Annotated in this window: 19 protein-coding genes and 2 pseudogenes; 13 read left to right on the plus strand and 8 right to left on the minus strand. The window is 53.5% G+C overall.

Annotation, left to right across the window (positions count from 1 at the left end):
- Positions 1-152: 152 nt before the first annotated feature.
- The 3 genes from KI367_RS13660 to KI367_RS13670 all read right to left on the minus strand — a co-directional run bounded on the left by KI367_RS13660 (position 153) and on the right by KI367_RS13670 (position 3,168).
- Positions 153-1,487, minus strand: coding sequence for an MFS transporter (locus KI367_RS13660; protein ID WP_212950288.1), 1,335 nt, complete (start codon positions 1,485-1,487; stop codon positions 153-155).
- A 27-nt stretch (positions 1,488-1,514) separates the two neighbouring features.
- Entirely contained in the window at positions 1,515-2,234 is a 720-nt protein-coding gene (gene deoD / locus KI367_RS13665; RefSeq protein WP_212950290.1) for a purine-nucleoside phosphorylase, read from the minus strand.
- A gap of 193 nt (positions 2,235-2,427) precedes the next feature.
- Entirely contained in the window at positions 2,428-3,168 is a 741-nt protein-coding gene (locus KI367_RS13670; protein ID WP_212950292.1) for a GntR family transcriptional regulator, read from the minus strand.
- A 265-nt stretch (positions 3,169-3,433) separates the two neighbouring features.
- On the opposite strand from KI367_RS13670, the gene KI367_RS13675 reads away from it, so the two are divergent.
- Both KI367_RS13675 and KI367_RS13680 read left to right on the plus strand, forming a co-directional pair.
- Complete coding sequence (locus KI367_RS13675) at positions 3,434-4,855, plus strand: PAS domain S-box protein (RefSeq protein WP_212950294.1); 1,422 nt, start codon at positions 3,434-3,436, stop codon at positions 4,853-4,855.
- Positions 4,856-5,133: 278 nt separating this feature from the next.
- Positions 5,134-6,873 (plus strand): glycoside hydrolase family 2 protein, encoded by a 1,740-nt coding sequence (locus KI367_RS13680; protein WP_212950410.1) that lies wholly within the window; start codon positions 5,134-5,136, stop codon positions 6,871-6,873.
- A 34-nt stretch (positions 6,874-6,907) separates the two neighbouring features.
- Here KI367_RS13680 and KI367_RS13685 read toward each other — a convergent pair whose 3' ends face one another.
- The 3 genes and pseudogenes from KI367_RS13685 to KI367_RS13695 form a co-directional block, all read right to left on the minus strand.
- On the minus strand, positions 6,908-7,450 hold the full coding sequence (locus KI367_RS13685) for a GNAT family N-acetyltransferase (protein ID WP_246536905.1): 543 nt from the start codon (positions 7,448-7,450) through the stop codon (positions 6,908-6,910).
- 48 nt (positions 7,451-7,498) lie between these two features.
- The gene (locus KI367_RS13690; protein ID WP_212950413.1) at positions 7,499-8,332 is read right to left on the minus strand and encodes an STAS domain-containing protein; all 834 of its coding nucleotides are present in this window, start codon (positions 8,330-8,332) and stop codon (positions 7,499-7,501) included.
- 156 nt (positions 8,333-8,488) lie between these two features.
- A pseudogene (locus tag KI367_RS13695) lies at positions 8,489-9,086 on the minus strand (histidine kinase dimerization/phospho-acceptor domain-containing protein); the annotation flags it as partial.
- Between the two features lie 184 nt (positions 9,087-9,270).
- On the opposite strand from KI367_RS13695, the gene KI367_RS13700 reads away from it, so the two are divergent.
- The 5 genes from KI367_RS13700 (at position 9,271) to KI367_RS13720 (ending at position 15,237) form a co-directional block, all read left to right on the plus strand.
- A complete protein-coding gene (locus KI367_RS13700; protein WP_212950296.1) occupies positions 9,271-10,968 on the plus strand; it encodes a sigma-54-dependent transcriptional regulator in 1,698 nt (565 codons plus the stop codon).
- A 171-nt stretch (positions 10,969-11,139) separates the two neighbouring features.
- Positions 11,140-12,102: a 2-keto-3-deoxygluconate permease gene (locus tag KI367_RS13705; RefSeq protein ID WP_212950298.1), complete on the plus strand. Its 963-nt coding sequence runs from the start codon at positions 11,140-11,142 to the stop codon at positions 12,100-12,102.
- A 15-nt stretch (positions 12,103-12,117) separates the two neighbouring features.
- A complete protein-coding gene (locus tag KI367_RS13710; protein WP_212950300.1) occupies positions 12,118-13,422 on the plus strand; it encodes a four-carbon acid sugar kinase family protein in 1,305 nt (434 codons plus the stop codon).
- 1 nt (position 13,423) lies between these two features.
- Positions 13,424-14,431 carry a 4-hydroxythreonine-4-phosphate dehydrogenase PdxA gene (pdxA, locus tag KI367_RS13715; protein ID WP_212950302.1) on the plus strand — a complete coding sequence of 336 codons (1,008 nt, stop codon included), beginning with the start codon at positions 13,424-13,426 and terminating at the stop codon, positions 14,429-14,431.
- A 296-nt stretch (positions 14,432-14,727) separates the two neighbouring features.
- On the plus strand, positions 14,728-15,237 hold the full coding sequence (locus KI367_RS13720; RefSeq protein ID WP_212950304.1) for a DinB family protein: 510 nt from the start codon (positions 14,728-14,730) through the stop codon (positions 15,235-15,237).
- A gap of 382 nt (positions 15,238-15,619) precedes the next feature.
- On the opposite strand, the gene KI367_RS13725 is transcribed toward KI367_RS13720, so the two are convergent.
- Positions 15,620-16,027, minus strand: a complete 408-nt coding sequence (locus KI367_RS13725) for a VOC family protein (protein WP_246536909.1) — start codon at positions 16,025-16,027, stop codon at positions 15,620-15,622.
- A gap of 169 nt (positions 16,028-16,196) precedes the next feature.
- Here KI367_RS13725 and KI367_RS13730 point away from each other — a divergent pair, with 169 nt between their 5' ends.
- The 6 genes and pseudogenes from KI367_RS13730 to KI367_RS13755 all read left to right on the plus strand — a co-directional run bounded on the left by KI367_RS13730 (position 16,197) and on the right by KI367_RS13755 (position 21,296).
- The gene (locus tag KI367_RS13730) at positions 16,197-17,006 is read left to right on the plus strand and encodes an AraC family transcriptional regulator (RefSeq protein ID WP_212950308.1); all 810 of its coding nucleotides are present in this window, start codon (positions 16,197-16,199) and stop codon (positions 17,004-17,006) included.
- A gap of 86 nt (positions 17,007-17,092) precedes the next feature.
- Positions 17,093-17,515, plus strand: coding sequence for a VOC family protein (locus KI367_RS13735; protein ID WP_212950310.1), 423 nt, complete (start codon positions 17,093-17,095; stop codon positions 17,513-17,515).
- Positions 17,516-17,691: 176 nt separating this feature from the next.
- Positions 17,692-18,276, plus strand: coding sequence for an RNA polymerase sigma factor (locus KI367_RS13740; protein WP_212950311.1), 585 nt, complete (start codon positions 17,692-17,694; stop codon positions 18,274-18,276).
- On the plus strand, positions 18,251-19,447 hold the full coding sequence (locus tag KI367_RS13745; RefSeq protein ID WP_212950313.1) for a DUF4179 domain-containing protein: 1,197 nt from the start codon (positions 18,251-18,253) through the stop codon (positions 19,445-19,447). Before KI367_RS13740 ends, KI367_RS13745 begins: the two co-directional genes overlap by 26 nt.
- Before the next feature lie 245 nt (positions 19,448-19,692).
- Positions 19,693-20,214: a TetR/AcrR family transcriptional regulator gene (locus KI367_RS13750; RefSeq protein WP_036707946.1), complete on the plus strand. Its 522-nt coding sequence runs from the start codon at positions 19,693-19,695 to the stop codon at positions 20,212-20,214.
- Between the two features lie 125 nt (positions 20,215-20,339).
- Positions 20,340-21,296, plus strand: a pseudogene (locus KI367_RS13755) (NAD-dependent epimerase/dehydratase family protein).
- A gap of 81 nt (positions 21,297-21,377) precedes the next feature.
- Here the strand turns inward: KI367_RS13755 and KI367_RS13760 are convergent.
- Positions 21,378-21,755 carry a hypothetical protein gene (locus KI367_RS13760; protein ID WP_212950315.1) on the minus strand — a complete coding sequence of 126 codons (378 nt, stop codon included), beginning with the start codon at positions 21,753-21,755 and terminating at the stop codon, positions 21,378-21,380.
- Between the last annotated feature and the right edge of the window lie 14 nt (positions 21,756-21,769).

Here is a 21,769-nt window from a genome sequence, read left to right on the forward strand (position 1 = left end):
AAAGGGCTGAAAAGTTTGCTTTCTCGTTACTTGGAACTTCGTTAACCTTTTGGAACCGCCGTATGCGGACCCGCATGTACGGTGGTGTGAGAGGACGGGGGTTTGCCGCCCCCTTCTACTCGATTATCTATCTCGTGGAAGGCGGCAGAACGTTATGCGTGTTCTTTCGTTTTTCCGATGAGAAGCCCATACACGCACAAAGCCAAAAGCGTAATCAAGGAAAGCGCGGACAAGATCGTTTTAAACGATACCGATTCAATCATGGCTGCCGTGTAGGTGATGCCGATCGATGTCGCGACGTTCAGCGTCAAATTGTAAAATCCGATCACGGTTCCCGATTGGCTGGAAGGTAGAGCGCTTACGCACGAATCGAGCAAAGGCGCGTACATAAATGCAAAGGAACCTGAGAAAAGCATCATGGAAATCACGTACACGATGACAGGCCCCCCGTAAAGCAGCACCGGCAAAATCAGGCTTGCCGCAATCATGATCATCGCGATCGAAACCGCTTGTTTATTGGACAGGTACTTGGAGATCGTGCCGGACGATGCCCCGACGACCACCGCCGTTACGTATCCCGGAATGAGCAGCAGCGAGATCGTATCCAGATGAAGGCCGTAAACCTTTTCCAATAAGAACGGAAACAGGAAGATATAACCTAATTGCACCGAATAAATAATGAAAGCAACGGCCAATACGGATACGAACCTTTTGTTTTTGAAAAAGGCAATGTCGATAAAAGAGTGTTTGCTTTTGCTGATATACAAAAGGAACAACGCGACCGAAGCGGCCAAAACCAGAATGTAAATCCAGTTGAAGTCCGTAATGTACAGCATGACCGACGTCGCGATCGCAGCGATCAGAAGCAGCCCGACGATATCGACGCGGCTTTTTTTCGATTCTTCCTTCGGCATATATTTCAGGATCAGCGGCAGCAAGGCGATCGACAACAACGGAATTAAAAACAGCGCCGCCCAATTCAAATAGGTCGAGACGAAACCGCCCGTAAGCGATCCGATGACCAGCGAGAGCGAATAGCTGCTGGTGCTGTAACCGAGAAATCTTTTTTGTTCGTTTTTGGGCAAATGTTTGGCGACATAAATGACATAAAGCGTCTCCGCGGAGGCCAGGCCCGCCGTTTGTATGATTCTGGAGAGGAGCACCAGCGGAAACGAATGCTGGAAGACGAAACCCAGGACGGATCCGGCGGTGATAAAGCCGATGCCTGCGACAAGCAGCGAGCGGATGCTGATCGAATCGGCCAACGACGCGTAGACGACCGCCCCGATGCCGATCACGAGGCCGGCTAACGTTGCCTGCCAGCTGACCGTCGTCGTCGAGATCCCCAAATCTTTGGCAATGGCGACGGAAACCAACTTAAACGAGTTATCGATGATCAACGAAAAAACAAAAAATATCAACAAAACGGGAACCGCTTTTTTCGCAAGAGAAGCCTGAGCGTCAGGTACGTGATGAGTCGGGTTCATGCCATAAAATCTCCTTTGCCGATCTGTTTATGCGAGTTCGAGGGCAATTTCCATCATGTTCGTAAAAGATGTCTGTCTTTCTTCGGCGGACAGGAACTCATGTCTGAAGATATGGTCGCTTACGGTCAATATGCAAAGCGCGTTGACGCCGGCGTAGGCGGCATTCAGGTACAGGCCTGCCGATTCCATCTCGGCGCACAAGATGCCCATCTTGCTCCATCTTTCGAGCGCGGTCGGATCGACGTTGTAGAAAATATCGCTTGAAAGGACATTGCCGACATGGACCTTCTGGCCTTTTGCGTCGGCGATCTTTTTGGCTTTTTCAAGCAAATCGAACGACGCCGTAATGGAATAATGCCCAGGAACGTTAAATTGATGCATATAATTGGAATCGGTCGAGGAACCCATCGCCAAGACGATGTCGTTCAGATGCAAATGATCCTGGATGGCCCCGGCGGACCCGATGCGGATCAGGTTTTTGACGCCGAACACGTGAATCAGTTCCCAGGAATACAGGCTCATGCTCGGCGTGCCCATGCCCGTTCCCATCACGGATAAGCGCTTTCCTTTGTAGGTACCCGTGTAGCCAAGCATGCCGCGAATCTCGTTGAACTGGACGACATCCTCCAGGTAAGTCTCGGCGATGAATTTTGCTCTCAGCGGGTCGCCGGGGAGCAGGATCGTTTCGGCGATTTCCGCCCCGTTGGGTTTAATGTGAGGGGTTTCCTTCGGTGCTTGCGTTTTCATGTTCTCAGTCTCCTTATTACAACTATGTTTGTTGTATGGTTAGTTGTCTAATTTGTAATATGTAAAAATACCACATAAAGCGCTTGTTGTTCAACTACAAAATTTGACGGCGTTCGGCATTGATTTTGACGGAAACAAACGCAAAAACAGTATCCCCCTCTTTCAAAGGAAGATACTGTTTTTTTATCCTTGGCTATTTGACGGCGTTGATTTTCATCACGCTGGATTCCTCGGGGATATAAAATTTGTTGTAGACGATCGGATGCTCCTCGTTGGCGTACAGGCTCTCCAGAATTAAGTCGCATTGATCGGCTCCCCCGGCGATGATGTATTTTTGCGACGGGGAATTGATCGCGCTCGAACGTTTGATTTCAATGGATGCGGAATGAGCCATTTCGTATACCCGGTTTTCGAGCAGGTCCATCAGCTGGCTCGTATCCTGCAGATCCAGGTTCAATTCCGACACGGTTTCGATCGCCATAAACGTAAACGCAAACGCGACGGCAACCCCCTTGCTTTTATACCACCGTTCGATCGCCACGACCGCGGCGGCCCTTCTGTTCAAAATCTCCTGGGTATATTCGCTTTCCAAATCCAGTCTGAAGTCGAGTTCGATCTGGTCGATGGGTTCGGCGAGGCATTTGTAAATCGGGTTCCCGATTTTCTCCAAACCTGCGGTTTTGTTTGCCTGCCGATGTCTGGTGACGAAACTGCCTTTGCCGTGCACGCTTCTGACCAGCCCGTCATCCTGCAGAAGCGCCAGCGCCTGCCTGAGCGTCATCCGGCTGACCTTGAACGTTTTGGCAAGTTCCGTTTCCGTAGGCAATTGGCTGTCGCAAGGATAGGTACCGTTCATGATTTGTTTGTACAGTTCGTCGTACACCTTGATGTACAGCGGTTTTTTTTCTTTGAATCCTGCCTGATTGACTTCCATGTTTTCACACCCATAATGATGAATTCGGCTGCTCTGAATCTGGCGGTATCATGCCTTGCCGATTGCAGCACCGTTTTTCAAGCTCCATGTAACCTGCGATTATTATAACATGGCCGGGCGGAATTAAAATCGGTTCGATCCCAGCCGCGGCCGGAATGCAGCTTTCGAAACCGGATTTTTTAAATGTCTCCCGGGAAGGAGGCGGGTGTCCGTTCGTCGAATGAAATGTTAAAAATTTAATTATCGACCGAGGGAGTGGATGCCGATGGGGAAACCGCCGCGTGAGTTTTTGGAGTATTCTTCTTCTGAATTGATCGAAATGTTGTCCGAGCAGCAGGGAATGACGTTTAAGGTCAAAAAGATCGACGGGCAGTTCATACATACGTTTTGCAGCGGGCGGCTGCTATCCAAAATAGGTCTGACTCCTCAGGAGGTCACGGGAAAACGGCTGGGAGACTTCTATCCCGCCGAATTGGCGGCTTACAAGGAATCTTTTTACCGGGATGCATGGCAGGGGAAGGAAGGGATCATTTACGAAAGCGAGTTTCATGGGGTGTTTTATCTGGTTTCCCTGCAGCCGATGAGAAGACTCGGGGGGGTCGTGGAATTGATCGCCTCCTGCGTCGACATTTCGGAACTGAAAACCCGCGAACAAGAGCTGAGGGAAACGAAGGAATTGCTGGAATCGTTGTACGAAAGCTCCGTCGACGGCATTTGCATCATGGACGTTGGCGGCAAAGTCATCCGCATCAACCATGCCTTCGAGAAAATTTACGGCTGGCCGGAGAGCGAGCTGATCGGGAGGCAGGCGCCGATGATCCCGGCCCATCTGGAAAACCGTTTTGATGAAATTTGCAAACATCTGCATACCCAAAAAGCGATCCATTTCGAAACGGTGAGGCCGCGGAAGGACGGCAAAACCATTCACGTTTTTCTGACGCTGTCCCCGATCAAAGACGAAAATGACGCCATCATCGCCTTGACCGGCATTACCCGGGACATATCCGAACGGAAAAAATCGGAGGATTTTTACCGCAAAGCCGATAAATTGAACGCCGTTGGCCAACTGGCCGCCGGATTGGCGCATGAGATCCGGAACCCGCTCACCTCGCTGCGCGGATTTTTGCAAATCATGCAGTCCGGGCGGGTCAACAAAAAAGAATACTTTGACATCATGCTGTCCGAAATCGATCGGATCAACAGCATCGTCAACGAATTTTTGGTGATCGCCAAACCGGTTCGCACGAAATTCCAAAAGCAAGACCTCATCCATATTTTACACAGCGTCATCACCCTGCTGGAGACCCAGGCCGCCCTGAACAATATAGAAATCCGCACCAAAGTGGAAGACGGGTTTCCTTTGGTCGAATGCTCGGAAATGGAAATCAAGCAGGTATTCGTAAACATTTTGAAAAATGCCATCGAAGCGATGCCGTGCGGCGGGGTGATCCGCATCCATGCCCGCGTGCAGGAAGGCAGCGTCATGATTCGCATTGCCGACGAAGGCGTCGGCATCAGCGAAAGCCAGTTTCCCCGGTTGGGCGAGCCTTTTTTTACGACGAAGGAAAAGGGGACGGGGCTTGGCCTCATGATGTGCTACAAAATCATCGGCGACCATAAAGGGGGCATCAACATCAACAGCGTCGTCAATGAAGGAACCACGATCGACGTCATATTGCCCGCCTGAAACGTTCATGCCGGACCGCGGTTTTTTTTCGCCATTTGAAAACGAATGCGCTTCATGAACCGCCATCGTTCCGTTTAAAGGAACGGTGGCTTTTTGCGTGAGCAGGCTGAAAATGGCATCCATTAGTTAATGTATGTATTAATCAAAAAGAAAAATGTTGACTAAAATGACCGGTTATTTTATGATCTACTCGAGAATTGATGGATTAATGATTAACTTATATGTTAACCGAATGAATCATCCGATTTTATTGCAAAGGAGTTTTGCAAGTGGAACAGATGTCTTCGATTCCCCGTCCCGAATACCCCCGCCCCCAATGGGTGCGCAGCAGCTGGCTCAATTTAAACGGGCCCTGGCAATTTGAGATCGACCACGGCAAAAGCGGAAAAGAACGCGGATATGCGGAGCCCGCGCATCGGCTGTCGGGAACGATTACCGTCCCGTTTTGCCCCGAGAGCAAGCTGTCCGGCGTGGAATACAAAGATTTCATGGCGGCGGTATGGTATAAACGGGAATTTTCGGTGCCCGAAACGTGGAAGGACGGCAGGATTTTGCTGCACTTTGGCGCCGTCGATTACGAAACCGAGGTATGGGTCAACGGAGCTTCCGTGGGCAAACATCGGGGAGGATACGCCTCTTTCGCTTTTGACGTCACCTCGCACGTCCTGCCGGGGACGAACGTCGTGACCGTGTATGCCGAAGACGATGTCCGTTCAGGGCGCCAGCCGCGCGGGAAGCAAAGCGGAAGGTACCACTCGCACGGCTGCGACTATACGCGCACGACGGGGATTTGGCAAACCGTGTGGCTGGAGCACGTGCCTGAATCCTATCTGGCGGACATGAAGGTGGTGGCCGATCCGGGCAACGCCTGCGTCCATCTGGAAGTGAAAATCGACGGCAATGCGGCCGGAGACAACCTCGAAGCCGCCGCGTTTTACGGCGGTAAACCCGTCGGCCGTGCCAGCGCGCTGATCCAAGGGCCTGCGGTGAAACTTACGATTCCGTTATCGGAAATCCACTTGTGGGAGCCGGGCAACGGCAGGCTGTACGATCTGCGGCTGTCCCTTAACAAGCAGGATCGGATCAGCGATACGGTCGAATCGTATTTCGGCTTGCGGACGGTAAGGCTCGACGGCATGGCGTTCCGGATCAACGACAAATCCGTATTCCAGCGGCTTGTGCTGGATCAAGGCTTTTACCCGGACGGCATCTACACCGCTCCAAGCGACGAAGATCTCCGCAAGGATATCGAAATATCGATGGGACTGGGCTTCAACGGCGCCAGGCTGCACGAAAAAATGTTCGAGCCGCGTTTCCTGTATTGGGCGGACCGGCTGGGTTACCTGGTATGGGGCGAACATGCCAACTGGGGACTGGATATTACCGGCGCCGAAGGCCTTGCGCGGTTTTTGCCCGAGTGGGTCGAAGGCGTGGAGCGCGATTTCAATCATCCTGCCCTGATCGGCTGGTGCCCGTTCAACGAGACTTGGGACCAGGACGGCGTCAAGCAAAACGACGACGTGCTGCGCATCGTGTACGAGATGACGAAACGGATCGACCCGACGCGCCCGGTGATCGATACCAGCGGCAACTTCCATGTCGTCACCGATATTTTCGACATCCATGACTATGACCAAAATCCGGAGACGTTTCGGGCCAAGCTGGAACCGATGAAAAGCGGCGGGGAGGCGTACAACACCTTCCCGGACCGGCAGACGTACGAGGGGCAGCCTTATTTCGTCAGCGAGTACGGCGGCATTTGGTGGAATCCCGATCAAAAGGACGACAAGGCATGGGGATACGGCGACAGACCCGATTCCGAAGAAGCGTTTATGAAGCGTTACGAGGGTTTGACAAGCGCTTTATTGGAACATCCGATGATCTTCGGATTTTGTTATACCCAGCTGTACGACGTGGAGCAGGAAGTGAACGGGCTGTATACCTACGACAGGCGCGCCAAGTTTGACCCTGAAACCATCCGGCGCATCAATTCCCGCAAGGCTGCGATCGAAGATTGATGGACGTTACGGTGAAAATAACAAAACCCGACTCTTATGAGCCGGGTTGTTTTTGTTCCTCCCAATCCTCCCGCGTCATGGCGAACAGCTCGTGATCTTCCCACACGCCATGGATCTGCAGATATCGTTTGGCAAGTCCTTCGCGCCGGAATCCGACCTTTTCCAGCACGCGCAGCGAAGGCCGATTTCTCGGCATCACGCCGGCCTGAACGCGGTGAAGGCCCATTTCCTCAAAGGCATACCCTACGCAAAGCCGCACCGCTTCGGTCATGAGTCCTTTTCCGCGATGCTCTTGCCCGATAAAATACCCCAGGTTTGCGTTTTGAAACGGGCCGCGCGCGATTCCGGTGAGCGCTACCCTGCCCGCCAGCTCGTCCGTTTCCTTCAGGAAAATGCCGAACGACACCGACGTCGCCTGATCCTTATCGCCCATTCCGGTCAAAATATCCTTTTCCTGGCCTTCCGCCGTAAAATAGGACGCGTCGCGGATCGGCTCGAACGGCTGCAAATATTGGCGGTTGCGGATCCGAAGTTCGAGCAGCTCCTGCGCATGTTCCGGCAGGAGACGCTTTAACATGATGTTTCCCCGGCTGTCCATCAACATCGTTTTTCACTCTCCGTATTCCTACAGATTTAGCGCGGCTCCCGAAGAATGAGGGAGCAGTTCCTGGTCTTGCTGGCCGCCCAGCTTCGAATGGGCCAGATAGTCTGCCAGCGCTTGCTGCAAGGTTCCTTTCGTCACGGCCTTGGACTCGAAGGACAACCCGTTTCGGATCATCATTTTGACGATTTCCGGCCGGAGTCCCGTAATGATCGTCTTGCAGCCCATCATTTTGATCTCGTCGATCAGGTTGATCAGCCGGTGCACCGCTTCGGCTTCGATGCCGACGACTCCCGACAAATCGATGACGAGCGTTTGGATGTTCTCTTTGCCGATTTGATCCAGAATCTTCTCTTCCATGATATCGTAGCGGACGTTATCGATCGAGCCGATCAGGGGCAGGATCGAAATCGATTGGCTGAGCGGGATGAACGGGACGGACAACTCCATGACCATTTCCTTCTGAGTCCGGATCAGATCATCTTTGAATTGGGAATAATTCATGAAAAAATGGCTTAAAAAAAGATCCATCAGTTCGTTGATCTGCTTCTCCAGCCCGTAAAACTGTTCTTTGTTCGTCGTATGGCCGTTTATCCGGTCGTAGTTGTAGAGAAACTCCCACATGACGCGCCGTACCGCTTGGATCCATTCCAATTTGAAGGCCAGGGTCAGCGAATGTTTCGCCCACGTGATGCCCTCCGCCTTGGCGAAGGAGATGACCTCGTATTCTTTTCCTTGAACGATATACAGCACGAGCTTATGGGCATTATCCAGCAGGTTGAAGTTTCCGATGTCCAAAATCTCGTTGATTTTATCCCTGACGGTAACCGCCTCGGACAAAAGCCTTTGTTCGAACATGTCGCGGTTGTAAATGAAAAACTCGGATAAATTGCCCCCTTTGAACGTCTCCAGGTCCAAACGATTCACCTCTTTTATTCCGGTGTTGCCGGTGCCTTTCGGAAAAACGATCGTAAACCTCGTTCCTTCGCCTTCTTCGCTTTTGACCGAGATTTCCCCTTTATGCTGGTAGGCGACGGAAAAAACAAGCGTAAGTCCCATGCCGGTGCCGTTTTCTTTCGTCGAAAAAAAAAGGAGTGCCTAACTGGCTGAGCTTTTCTTTCGGAATTCCGCTGCCGGTGTCTTCTATGTAAACGGTGATATGATTATCGGAGGCCTGGTGGCCGATCGTGACGGTGCCCTTGTCCGGAATCGCTTCGAACGCGTTTTTGATCAAGTTGAAAAACATTTTTTTCAATTGATTGCGCCTGCCGTAAATAAAATTGCCCGAGTCCCGGAGCTCCCGTTGCAAATGCACCCGATAAAATTGATCTTGAAATAGCTGAATGATCGACTCCAGTTCGACGGTCAAATCAATCGGTTCGGTGGGCTCGTTATTCAGATCGGGTTTGGAAACTTGCAGCAAATTTTGCAGGATGTCAATGGCATTCTCCAGTTCGGACTGGGCAATGTCGATATAGTTCGCATCATTTTTTTCTTTCAAGAGCTGGAGAAATCCTTTGACGGCCGTTAGAGGATTTTTGACCTCATGGGCAATGCCTGCTGCGATTTGCCCGACTGAAGCCAACTGGGTCAAGTGCATATCGTTTTGCATATGGTTACGTCGTTCCACCGTTTATCAGCCCTTTCTCGCTGAGTGCTCGTTTCTTGATATCATCTTAATATATATTTTCCGACAATGGTATAGCGCAATTGGACTGCGTCAGGCGTTCGTTGCATCGGTCCGGCCGATATGTTATGACTGAAATACAAAAGTAAAGGATATAGGTGTGGTTAACATGAAGATCAAAGCTCTGTTCGTAGCCCCGTATGCGGCGATGGAGAACTTAATAGAAGAGTGCAGGAAGCAGGAGAGCGAGCTCGATCTGACCATCCGGACAGGCAATCTGCAGGAAGGGGTCGCGCTGGCCAAGCAGGCGGAAGCCGAAGGCTTCGATTGCATCATCAGCCGGGGCGGAACGGCCAAGCTGATCAGCGAAGCGGTCGACATCCCGGTGATCGACGTGCGCGTGTCCGGTTACGACATGCTGCGGGTGCTTACGCTGGCGAACGATTTTCCGAGGAAAAAGGCGATCGTCGGGTTTCCGGCCATTACGGCCGGCGCGAAAGCGATTATCGACCTGCTCGACATTCCGATCGATATGTTCACGATCCGGGACGAGAGCGAAACGGAAGCGTTATTGCGGCAGTTAAAAGAAGACGGGTACCAGCTGATCATGGGCGACGTGGTGACGTTCGAAACGGCGTCGCGGCTCGGCTTGCTCGGGATCTTGATCCAGTCCGGCCGGGAATCCATTTTCGATGCGTTCAAGGAAGCGGCGACCGTTTCGCGCTGGCTTGCGAAAAGCAGGCAGGAAATCGAGCGGCTGAAGGGGTTTTTACGTGCCGCGGCGTCCGACTTGATGGTGTTAGCGGATAACGGGAGCGTGGTATATGAGCAGTGGAAAACGTTCAGCGCACGGCCTGAACTTGACATTCCGGTCGCCGAGGGCGCATCCGAACCCGGCGGGCCAAGCCGGGAGATGGTTCATGCAACGGATCCTGACGGACAATCGGTCCAAGTGGTCAAAACCCGAATCGCAATCGGCGAATCGGCGTATTGGCTTTGCGAATTTTTCAAGCAGCCGACCCGCAGGGAGGCCGAAGACAAACTCCGGATTCATAGGGAGCCCGCCCCGCTGATCATCCATCAGAGCGAGGCCATGAACACATGCCTGACGATGATCGGCCGCAGCGTGACATATGACCGGTTTATTTTCATTGGCGGGAAGGGAACGGGAAAAAGATTGCTGGCCAGGCATTTGCATGACCTCAAAACGAAAGGGCACGGATATTTCGCTTCGGTGAAGGCGGCGGATTTGCGGGAGCTGAGCCCGGAGGAGATCCCCGAGGAGGTCCGGACGGTGTATGTCCATGCCTTTGACCGTTTGCCGGGCGGCCGGGAGGAAATCCAGTGGCAAAAAATCGAGGCGTTAAAAAGGCGCGGGCTCACGCTTATTTTTGCCATGACTGAGGAGGAGGCTTCCGGGGAACATAGGATATACGAAGACGGAACCATTCACGTGCATGTTCCGGCGCTGGCCGAACGGAAAGAGGACCTGAAGGAACTGGTCACGACGTTTCTGCTGCATTTCAGCCAGACGCTCGGCACCTCGGCGATCCGGATGACGGAGAAAGGCATGAAGCTGCTGGCGGACTATGATTGGCCCGGCAACGTATCCGAATTAAAGGTGCTGCTGCAAGAGGCGGTCGTTTTGGAAAAAGGCTACGTCATCGAACATTCGCTGATCGAGCAGCTGCTGCGCCGCAAAGGAAGCGAATCCGGCGCATCCTCCGAACTGCTAAAGGGAACGCTGGATCAGATCGAGAGAAAAATCATCGAAAAGGTGCTGGAAGAAGAGGGGTTCAACCAGACGAAGGCCGCAAAACGGCTGCAAATTAACCGTTCCACGCTTTGGCGCAAGTTAAAAGACTGATTTTACCAAACGATTCCTATAAACTGTTTAAAAATGCAACGTTTTTGGCATGACGAAAAATAACATGTCGAAAACTGTTGCATTTTATTTTGTAAGCGATTAATATAATAAACGAAAACGCAATCATTTCACATTATTGTTGCAAAATAAAACACAGGAGATGAGACAGTCATGAAAATCAAGGCAGCCATTGACAAGATTCCCGGCGGGATGATGCTGATTCCGCTCTTGATCGGGGCCATTATCCGTACGTTTTTTCCCGGAATCTTCGACTTGCCTGAATTTAAAAGCTCGTTCACGGGCGGGCTCCTAACCGGGACTTCCGCACTGCTGGCAGCTTTTTATATCTGTTTGGGTTCGACGATTCGCTTCCAGGCAACCGGTTACATTTTGAAGAAAGGGGTCAGCTTGTGGATCGGCAAAATCGGCACCACCTTCATTATCGCGCTGCTGATTAAAGCGATCTTCCCGGATCAGAACAACCTGTTCCTCGGACTGTCCGCTTTGGCCATCGTCGCCGCGTTCTCCGATACGAACGGCGGATTGTACATGGCGCTGATGGGCCAGCTCGGGAAAAAAGCCGAAGACGTCGCCGCTTATTCCATCATGTCGCTGGAGTCCGGCCCGTTTTTCACGATGCTGATTCTCGGCGTTGCAGGTCTGGCAAGCTTCCCGATCATGGCGTTCGTCTTTGCGATTTTGCCGCTTTTGATCGGCATGATTCTGGGTAATCTGGACGAAAAAATGCGCGAATTTTTGAGCAAAGGCCAGGATGTCATGATCCCGCTGTTCTCGCTGGCGATCGGCGCGAGCATCAACCTTGCCAACGTGGTGAAAGCCGGCGCTTCCGGCATCATTTTGGGCCTTGGCGTCGTCGTCATTACCGGCGGCATGCTGTTTTTGATCGACCGTTTGACGGGCGGAGACGGCGTTGCCGGGATCGCCGCATCATCGACGGCGGGCAACGCGGCAGCCGTGCCGATGGCGGTAGCGGCCGTGTATACCGGATACAGCGGCATTGCGGCAACGGCAACGCTGCAGGTAACGGCAGCCGTCATCGTCACCGCCATTTTGACGCCGCTCCTGACGACCTGGTTCGCCAAACGGGCGCAGCGCCGGAAAGCACAAGCTTAAGGGAGTCGTTTGGATATGCAGCATTTTTACATCATTGCAGATGATTTGACGGGGGCTAACGATGCCGGCGTGCAGCTGTCGAAAATCGGGATCGCCTCTACCGTCTACCTGGATTGGAAAGAAGGATCGTGGACGGGAGACGGCGGCGACGTGGCGATACTCGACACGGACAGCCGCGCTGCCGACGAACAACAAGCCTATGACCGGATTCGTAAAGCAAGCGCAATTTTTCGGGCCCGGGGATACGGGCATGCTTATAAAAAAATGGACTCCACCCTCCGGGGGAACGTGGCCGCCGAGCTGGCGGCCGTCGTTTCGGTCCACCAGCCGGAAATCGTCGTCGTGGCTCCGGCCTATCCGAAAATGAACCGGCAGACGATCGGGGGCCGTCAATTCGTGAACGGCCGGCCGGTTTCTGAAACCGAGTTTGGCAGGGACCCGAAGACGCCGGTAACGGACAGCTACATTCCGAATTTGCTCGGGAAGTACGCGGACGCGGAACGCATCCGTCTTGTCGGAGAAGAACTTCTGAACGGACCGGAGGATGTTTTCCTGGAATTTATTTTACGGCATGCGGCGCAAGGCACGACCTGGTTTGTTTGCGACGCGGCCACCGATCAGGATTTGAAGGTTATTGCGGACGTTTTCGGCCAAACGAAAAAAACGATCGTCTGGGCCGGATCGGCCGGACTGATCGAATATTTGCCCGAGGCGCTGGAGCTGCAAAAGAATGCCGTAACGTCGCAAGAGCGGCCCCAAGTGCCGCGGACGCTGACGGTATCGGCAAGCTTGTCCCGCGTGACCAAAGAGCAGCTTGAGCAGGTGCGGACGATGGCGGATGCCTCCTTCGTGGAGGTCGATCCGGTCGAACTCGTCCGGCAAACCTGCGCGGTGCGCGAGGTGCTGGAGGCGCTCGGCGGCGCCCGGGACAAAAAGCATTTTGTATTATTCGTCGATTCGTCGGAAAAAAATAGAGAGGCGACGAAACGGCTGGGAGAAGAACTCTCCTTAAACAAAACGGAAATCAGCGAGGCGATTTCGCGGGAGCTCGCAAACATCGCTTCCGAAATCGTAACCTCGTTCCCTGACATCGAGGGGCTGGTCCTGACGGGAGGCGACACGGCCAAGGCGGTTTGCAGCCGGTTGAACATGAACCGGATGCAGCTGCATACCGAGGTCGAAACCGGACTTCCGCTGGGAATATTGAGGGATGCGGCAGGTACGGGCAAAAAGTATTGGACCGTGACGAAAGCCGGGGGATTCGGCGGCCGGCATTCTTTGGCGAACGTGCTGAAATATATGAGTGGAGAGGATGAGTAACATGAATCAAAAGAAACCTGTGATTGGCATTACGATGGGCGACGGAGCCGGGGTCGGACCGGAAATTATTTTGAAAAGCCTGAAAAACCGCGAAATTTACGATCTTTGCGACCCGCTGGTCATCGGCGACAGCAAAATTTTGGACCGCGCAAAATCCTACGTGAACAGCGACCTGGAGGTTCAGACCGTAACGGAGGACCAGCTTGGTCGGCTCGCGTACGAATTCGGGACCGTCTACTGCCTGGATCTCGACCTGCTCAGCGCCGACCTGCCGCTTGGACAAGTATCCGCCGAAGCCGGACATGCGGCGTTCGAATATTTGGCCAAGGCGATCGATCTGGCCAAAAAACAGCAAATCGACGCGATCTGCACCGCTCCGCTGAATAAAGAAGCGCTGCATAAGGGCGGCCACCAGTATCCGGGGCATACCGAAATTTTGGCCGACCTGACGGATACGAGCGAATTTTCGATGATGCTGTCCGCGCCTAACCTGAAAGTCATCCACGTCACCACGCATGTCGGCCTGATCGACGCCGTGAAAATGATCAATCCGGAGCGGGTGTACCGCGTCATTCAGCTGGCGCATGAAACGTTGACCAAATCGGGCATCGAAAATCCGCGCATCGCCGTCTGCGGCATCAATCCGCATGCGGGCGAAAACGGCCTGTTCGGATACGGCGAAGAAGAGGAGAAGGTCGTTCCCGGCGTGAAAAAGGCGCAGGAGGAAGGCATCAACGCCGTCGGGCCGCTGCCTGCCGATACGTTGTTTTTCCGCACCGTGCGCGGCGATTTCGACATCGTCGTGGCGATGTATCATGATCAGGGGCACGGGCCGGTGAAAGTGCTTGGCCTCGATGCGGGCGTGAACATTACCGTGGGCCTTCCGATCATCCGTACGAGCGTCGATCACGGCACCGCGTTCGATATCGCCGGGAAAGGCATCGTGGAAGAGAAGAGCATGATGGAAGCGATCCGTCAGGCCGTGGAGCTGGCTCCTAAGAGAAAATAAAGCGAACGGACAAACATATATGGCACAGGTTTCCCGTCCCTGGAGGCGGCGACCGGTGCTAAAATGACCAGATGCAGCAAAAAAGCGCCGAAGCATGTTTTCGGCGCTTTTTCTATTGTGCGCCCCGGCGAGAAGGCTGGCCTCGGCCCCTTGGCAAAACGCGAGTTTCCGGGCATGGCGCTTTCGCAAAATTCAAGAAATCATGGGATAGGCGGTGTGATAAGATCAAATGGATCAGGCATAACATGGTTTGGCAGATAGCCGACAGGGAGCAGATTGGAAAAGGAGTGTTCATGATGAACGGTGCCATGCTGATTGAAACGTACAAAAGCGGTTTGCAGCGCTATTCGATGGCTGAACTGAGGCATCAATCCGCGCCGGGGGTTTGGTCTCTTGGGCAAATGCTCGACCACTTGATCCTGGCCTCCTTGGATTATTTTGAAAAAGTGGAGATTTGCGCGGCCGACGGCGAAGAACAAACGCTTGGAAAAACGGAAGCGGGCGAGCGGCTGCTCGAGCTTGGCGGATTCCCGCCCGTGAAAATCAAATTGCCGGACGGCCCGGAAAACAATCCCAGCAATACGGAAAGCAAAGAAGCATTATTGCGCGGGCTGGATCAAGTGCTGCAAAAAATGAAGGATTGGGAAGAGCGGATCGACCCGGTCCATCCCTGCCGCAAAGTAAAACACGACGGCTTTGGCTGGTTGAACGCGCGGGAATGGTTTGAACTGAATGAAATGCATTTGCGCCATCACCTGCGTCAAAAGGAAGAATTGGAGCAAAAAGCGGGGGTACGCTCGCGGTGACCGAAACAAGAAGGCGGACTCGGTCCAAAACCCCGTTTGCAATCTCCTATCCGGGGCAAGCGAACGTTCGCCCGGAAACGCCGAAAGAAACGGAGCCCGCGTTGCATGCTTCGTTTTATGCAAGATTCCCCGCTCGGTCATTTCAATTTTCGGGCGTCAAGCCGGGAGTGGATAATCTCATGGCCACGTCCGTATCTTCGGACATGGCGCTCCCTGGGGGTCCTTTTGCCGCGCCATACGCTGAGGGATTCCTCCGATCGTGCCATCCTTCGCTTTATAAAGGATCGAGACCTCCTTTCATCCCCCAAAACGGGGGAAAGGAGGTCTTTTAAGATTGGGTTGCAGCCATGTGTCCAAGTTGCGGAAGCGGCCGCTTAAACGGCTACCCTTCCGAAGGATCGTCCGAAGTGATCATCCAGGTCACGCCGTATGGATCGACGAGTTCCCCGTAATGCAGGCCGTAAGGCTGGCGGGCGAAAGGATGCTTCACTGTGCCGCCGGACGATAGTCTGGCGAATGCTTCCGCGGCTTCGGAGCGCGTCGGGTACGATACATCCAGCATCATGCCTGCGCCTTGCGTGAAAGGTTCGAGCGCGTCCGCCATAAAAATCGAATTTTCCCCCGCGACCGTCACGCACAGATGCATCACTTTGTCCCGATGATCGCCTTCGGCGCCCGCGGCTTGTCCATGCGTTAACAAGGACTTGATCTCCCCGCCGAGCGATTCCGCATAGAACCGGGCCTGGCTTCTGGCATCTTCCGATAAAATAAATGGTCTAAGCGTTCCCAATATGCATACATCCTTTCGGGTCATTTTGGTGTTCCGTACGGGTTTTATTATAACCCCCGCCGGCTTGCCGCGTTTCTTATGGATTGCTGCCTTGCACCCCCGGGATTTATTTTGGCGGGACGGCGGAAGTATAGTAGAATGGGCTTAAATCGGATGGGAGGGACCGAACATGAGAACCTATCTGCCGTTGCAGCCGCCGATGCTGGAGCCCGTGCAGGATTCGTCTTACCGGTATCGGGAATTTCCGCCGGGCAAGGCGCTGGAGCCTTACGTGGCTTGTTATTGGACCGTCGAATTCGACGCTTCTTGCGACCGCAAACTGCACCGCATCATACCGGATGGGTGCGCGGACATCATTTTCGACCTCCACGCCACGTCGTTTGCCCAAAGCGCCATGCTAGCGGGTTTAATGTCATCCTTCGAGACGATGGATTTAACCGATCGATGTTATTTTTTCGGCATTCGCTTTTTTGCGGATCAGGCCAGCCGGTTTATCGGCTATTCCGTTTCGGAGCTTTCCGGGGGTGACGTATTTCTGGAAGACGTCTGGGGAACGGAAGCAAGCTTGGTCGCAGAACGGGTTCAAGAAGCGGCGGGCAGCGTGCAGGCGATGATCGGGTTGGCGGAATCGATGCTCTCGGCGAAGCTCCATCGTTCGGCATGCCCTGACCCTCAGCCGATCCGAACCGCGATGCAGCATCTGTATGCCGGCCGGGGAATGGTTTCCGTGCGTGCTTTGGCCGAGGAGTTATGCTACAGCGAACGGACCGTGAGAAGGATGTTTCAGAAGGAATTCGGCATGGCTCCCAAGGAGCTGGCAAGCATCATTCGATTCCAGTGCTTATTGCAGGAGCTGCATAAGGGGCCTTCGTTCCGCTTTTCGGATACGGCCGTTCAACACGGTTACTACGATCAGCCCCATCTCATCCATATGTTCAAACGGTTTTACGGATTGACGCCCCATCAAGTGTTCAGGTAATATGTCCGTTTTTTACAATCCAAAACCGAGAAGATTTTGCGATCCTATAAACAGGCTTGAAACCATACGAAGGAGGATCAATTTCGATGAAACCGCGCATTTCTGTACTTACGCTTGGCGTTGAAGACTTGGAAAGGTCGCTTGCATTTTACCGGGACGGGCTTGGCCTGCCGACGGAAGGGATCGTGGGCAAAGAATTCGAGCACGGAGCAGTGGCGTTTTTCGATTTGCAGGCAGGGGTCAAGCTTGCCCTTTGGAGCCGGAAGGACCTCTCCCACGAAGCGAAAGTCCCGCTCGTCCCGCCAAGTTCGACCGAAATGACGATCGGGCACAACGTGGCCAGCAAGGAAGAAGTGGATCAAGTGATGGAACAAGCCCGGAAGGCGGGCGCCACAATTACGGACTCGGCGCATGAGACCTTCTGGGGAGGTTATTCCGGCCATTTCATGGATCCGGACGGGCATCTCTGGGAGGTCGTCTGGAACCCCGCATGGGAGCTTGAGGCGTAAGCGGCTTTTACGCAGCGGCCTTGAACAAGCTTCGCGCCACCCATGAGAGCGAAAGAAAATCCCTTCAGGCAAACCTGGTTTGCCGAAGGGATTTTTCGTTTTTATCCGGGCTTATGTCACATTCGGCCGTTTGGCAGACGTTATACAGGTGAAGACGGACAAGAGGAGGTGATTCCATGGAACGGTTCAGCCCCGGGGCCGGAGAGCCGGACGAAATCGAAGCCGTCGTGGAAAAAGTCAAAAACGGAGACAGGCAGGCTTACGCCGTTATCATACGCGCCTTCGAGCATCAAATCTACACGTATTGCTATTACATCCTGAAAAACCGCGAGGAAGCGGAGGATGCGCTGCAGGACATTTTTATTAAAGTGTATCAGTCGATCGACAAATATAACCCGCAGGTGTCCTTTTCCTCCTGGCTGTACAAAGTGGCGTATCATCATTGCCTGGATCAGCTTCGCAAGAAAAGCCGCCGCAAAAAGCTGATCGACGGCCAAAAGGAGCTGCAGCAGCTTGACGATCACCGTCATGCGGGCAGCGAACGCGCGGTGGAGGAGCTGTTGATGAACCTGAAGCCGGAGGAGCGGAATTTGGTGCTGCTGAAGGTCGTGGAACAGTACAGCTTCGAGGAAATCGGAGAGATCATGGACTGCAAACCTGCAACCCTGCGGAAGAAATACGAACGCGTAAGGAAAAAACTCATTCAGCAAAAAAGCAAAGAAGGAGGGCTAACCCATGAGCGCATGGTTAGATCAAACTGAGGAAGAGCAAACGATGCAGATCCGGCGGGCGGTCAAACAAACGAAAATGCCCGAGGTTAGCTATGTCAATCAAATTATGGAGAGGGTGGAAAACATGGACAGACGAAGCAGAAAGTCAATCCATCGCAAAGGAGGCTGGGTCAAAAAAACGGCGATCAGCGTATCGGCGGCGGCCGTTCTCGGAGGCGTCGTGTTGGGCAGCGGGTTCGTATCCCCGGCCATGGCGGACGCGCTGAAAAACGTACCTTTGATCGGCAGCGTGTTCCAATACAATTTTGACCCTACCCTGAAGCAAGCCAGCATTTCGGGGCTGACGACGGAGCCGAACCTGAGCGTGACCCGGGACGGGCTGACGCTGAACATCAAGGAAGTCATGTATGACGGAACGCGGCTCGCGTTTATGATCGAACGCCAGGGCATGGACGACGATACCGTCCTGTCTCCATACCTTCCGGAAGGCGCAACCAACGTATCCGGGGAGACGCAGAAGAAAGTGCCCGTGGAACAGCAGAAAAAAGGGTACCTGTTCATGCCGGAGGTGACAATCCAAGGGAAATCGGGATTTTTCGGTTCCTTCACGGACGCGGTCGGCAAAACCGAAGACGGCAAATTCATCCGCAATATGGCCATGTATGAAATCACGAGCGGATTGTCGGATAAACAACTTCCAAACGAGTTCAACATGACGGTCAAAATGAATGTCAGCGGTTTTAAAGAGCCGTTCGTGTTCCAAGTGCCGGTCAAAAACCTGGCCAAAGGAAACGTGGTGCTTCATCCGAACCAAACCCAGAGCAGCGGCAAGTTCAGCTACACCGTAAAAACGATCGAGATCACGCCGGTGACGACCCGCCTCGTTTTGGACAGCCAAGGCAGCGTGCCGTCCACGCCGGAGCAATCGGGCGAATTCAGCGCCACCAAAATGTACTACGATATCGTGGATCAGGACGGAAAGCCGCTGGATCAAAAAATGATCGGATACTTCCATCAAAATCCGAAGACCGAATACCATGAGGACGAAACCTACAGCCCGTTTGCGAAGAAACCGACCTCTATTACGATCAAGCCGTATACGATGACGGTCAATAAGGACTGGTCCGTCGTGGAAGATGCAAACGGCAAGCCGGTCAAAACGTACCACAAGGATCTCGAAATGACGATTCCGGTCCAATAAACGCCCGGACAACCGTACCCGAAAAGCCTTTGCGGCTGGTGCGCGGAATAACGGCCCAAAACGTCTTTCTTCAGGCGTCGGGCCGTTATTTTTATGCTCCGGTGCATTTGTTGTCAATTATAGCGGAGCCGGATCCGCCAGGTTCAAAAGGAAGGATCTGCATTGCGATGCCCGGAGGGTTTCAGTATAATGTACGTTAATTGATTCATCACTCATTTTTTGACACGCGGAAAGGCGGAAACAGGATGTCTAAGAAAGAAGCTCCTTCGGTCAACCGGAAGGACGAGATCGTTTCGGCGGCGATCGAAACGTTTGCGGAGATCGGATATTATCGCGCCACGACGGCGCAGGTAGCGGAAAGAGCCAACATTTCGCAGCCGTATATTTTCAAGTTTTTCCCGACCAAGGAGGCTTTGCTGGCGGCGGCCCTGGAAGCGTCCTGGGAGCGGATCATCGCATCGTTCCGGCGGGTCGTGGAGACCGCTCAGCCCGAGCAGCTGGAGTCCGAGCTCATTGAAGCTTACGAACGCATTTTGGCGGACCGCTCCAATGAAATGCTTCTTCAAATGCAGGCCCAGACCATTCCGTCGGATGTCATCCGCGAGGAAATGCGGAAAGGCTTCCGGAACGTTCGGAACATCGTATTGGACGCTTTCCGGCATGCTTCGATCCCGCATCCGGAAGAGCGGACGCTTTTGTTTTTGGCAAGAGGGATGTTGTGCAACATTTCCATGGCGCTGGATATGCCGGAACTGATGGAAAAATAGCCGTCGGCGCGGATCAGGCGCCCCGTTGAAAATTAGTTATTGACTAATCACTAATTCAATAATATGATGTTCTCAAATAGTGATTGATCAATCACTAACCAAAATGGAAATGGGGATGACTTATCATGAAGAAAGCAATCGTATTAGGAGCTACCGGCGGCACGGGCGCGGCCATTACGGCAGAATTGGTCCAGAGGGGGGTGGAAACCGTTGCATTCGGGAGATCCCGGGCGAAACTGTAGCAGCTGGCCCGGCAGCTTGGAAACCCGGGGCATTTGCGGCTGTCCACCGGCGATGCTTTCCGGCCTGGAGACGTTGCGGCGGCGGCCGGCGGAGCGGAGGTGCTGTTCCATTGCGCGAACGTCCCCTACAACGAGATGGCCCAGAAGCTGGTTCCGCTGGGAGAATCGGTGATGGAAGCGGCCAAGGGGCTGAACCTGAAGGTGGTCGCCGTTGACGGCATTTATCCTTACGGAAGAAGGCAGATGAAGGAAGTGACCGAAGAGCATCCGAAGCAGCCGCATACCAGAAAGGGGAAAACAAGGCTTGCTTTTGAGCGGATGTTATTTGAGGAGCGCTGGGACAGCGTGCAAAAAATGATCGTCCGGCTGCCGGATTATTACGGTCCCACGGCCAATGACGCCTCCTATCTGGGGTCGACGCTTGCCGCGATCGCGGCTGGCAAAACCGCCTTTTTTATCGGCAACATGCGGGTTCCGCGGGAATATGTGTATTTGCCTGACGCGGCCAAGATGATCGTTGAACTTGCAGGCAGGGACGATGCTTACGGGGAAAATTGGAACATCCCGGGCGCAGGGATCATATCGGGCAAGGAAATCGTTCGTATTGCGCAAAAAGCAAGCGGCGTCGCGAAACCGGTCATTTCGCTTGGCCGGGCAGGTCTATCCCTTCTGGGGTTGTTTCAACCGGTGATGAAGGAAATTGTTGAAATGCTGTATTTGACGGAGGAGCCTTTGACGCTGAGCGGCGAAAAATACAGAAAACGAATCGGCCCGATCCCGGCAACCGGTTTCGAGCAGGGGATCTCCGAAACGATCCGCGCTTGGATGAAGGTTAAGTAAAAAGAATTTGGACTTTTCGCTAGTTATTGATTAATCACTAAGAATTACGGCAAGTGAAGCGCCGATAGCCGCAAACCTGCCTTACGGCCAGGCTTCATCGACCCCCTCGAGTTCGGGAAGCCCGGCCTTTCGCCGCTGCTCGATGATATATTGGACGTACCACTCGGGGTTCTCGGTATTTTTTCGGATCGATCGGATCGTACCCAGCCAGCGGTCGTTCCAGCTCATGCCGTCGGAGTTCGCGTGTCCCCGCTTTTCCATCTCGATCGTCTGGTCGTACGCGGAGGCGGCACCGATGCGCATGCTGGGCGTATCGAGCAGGATCAGGTTGCCGTTCTCGTCCCGCCGGGTGTTCAATTCGTTGGCTTTTCCCTTCAGCACCGCGTAAGTTCCCGCCGCCGCCGCGAAAATGATTGCGACCGCGGCGATCGAACCGAATGTCCACAGAATGACGTTCATCTTCCGACCTCCCG

The organism is Paenibacillus cookii (genome assembly GCF_018333375.1).
GTDB lineage: Bacteria > Bacillota > Bacilli > Paenibacillales > Paenibacillaceae > Paenibacillus_AQ > Paenibacillus_AQ cookii.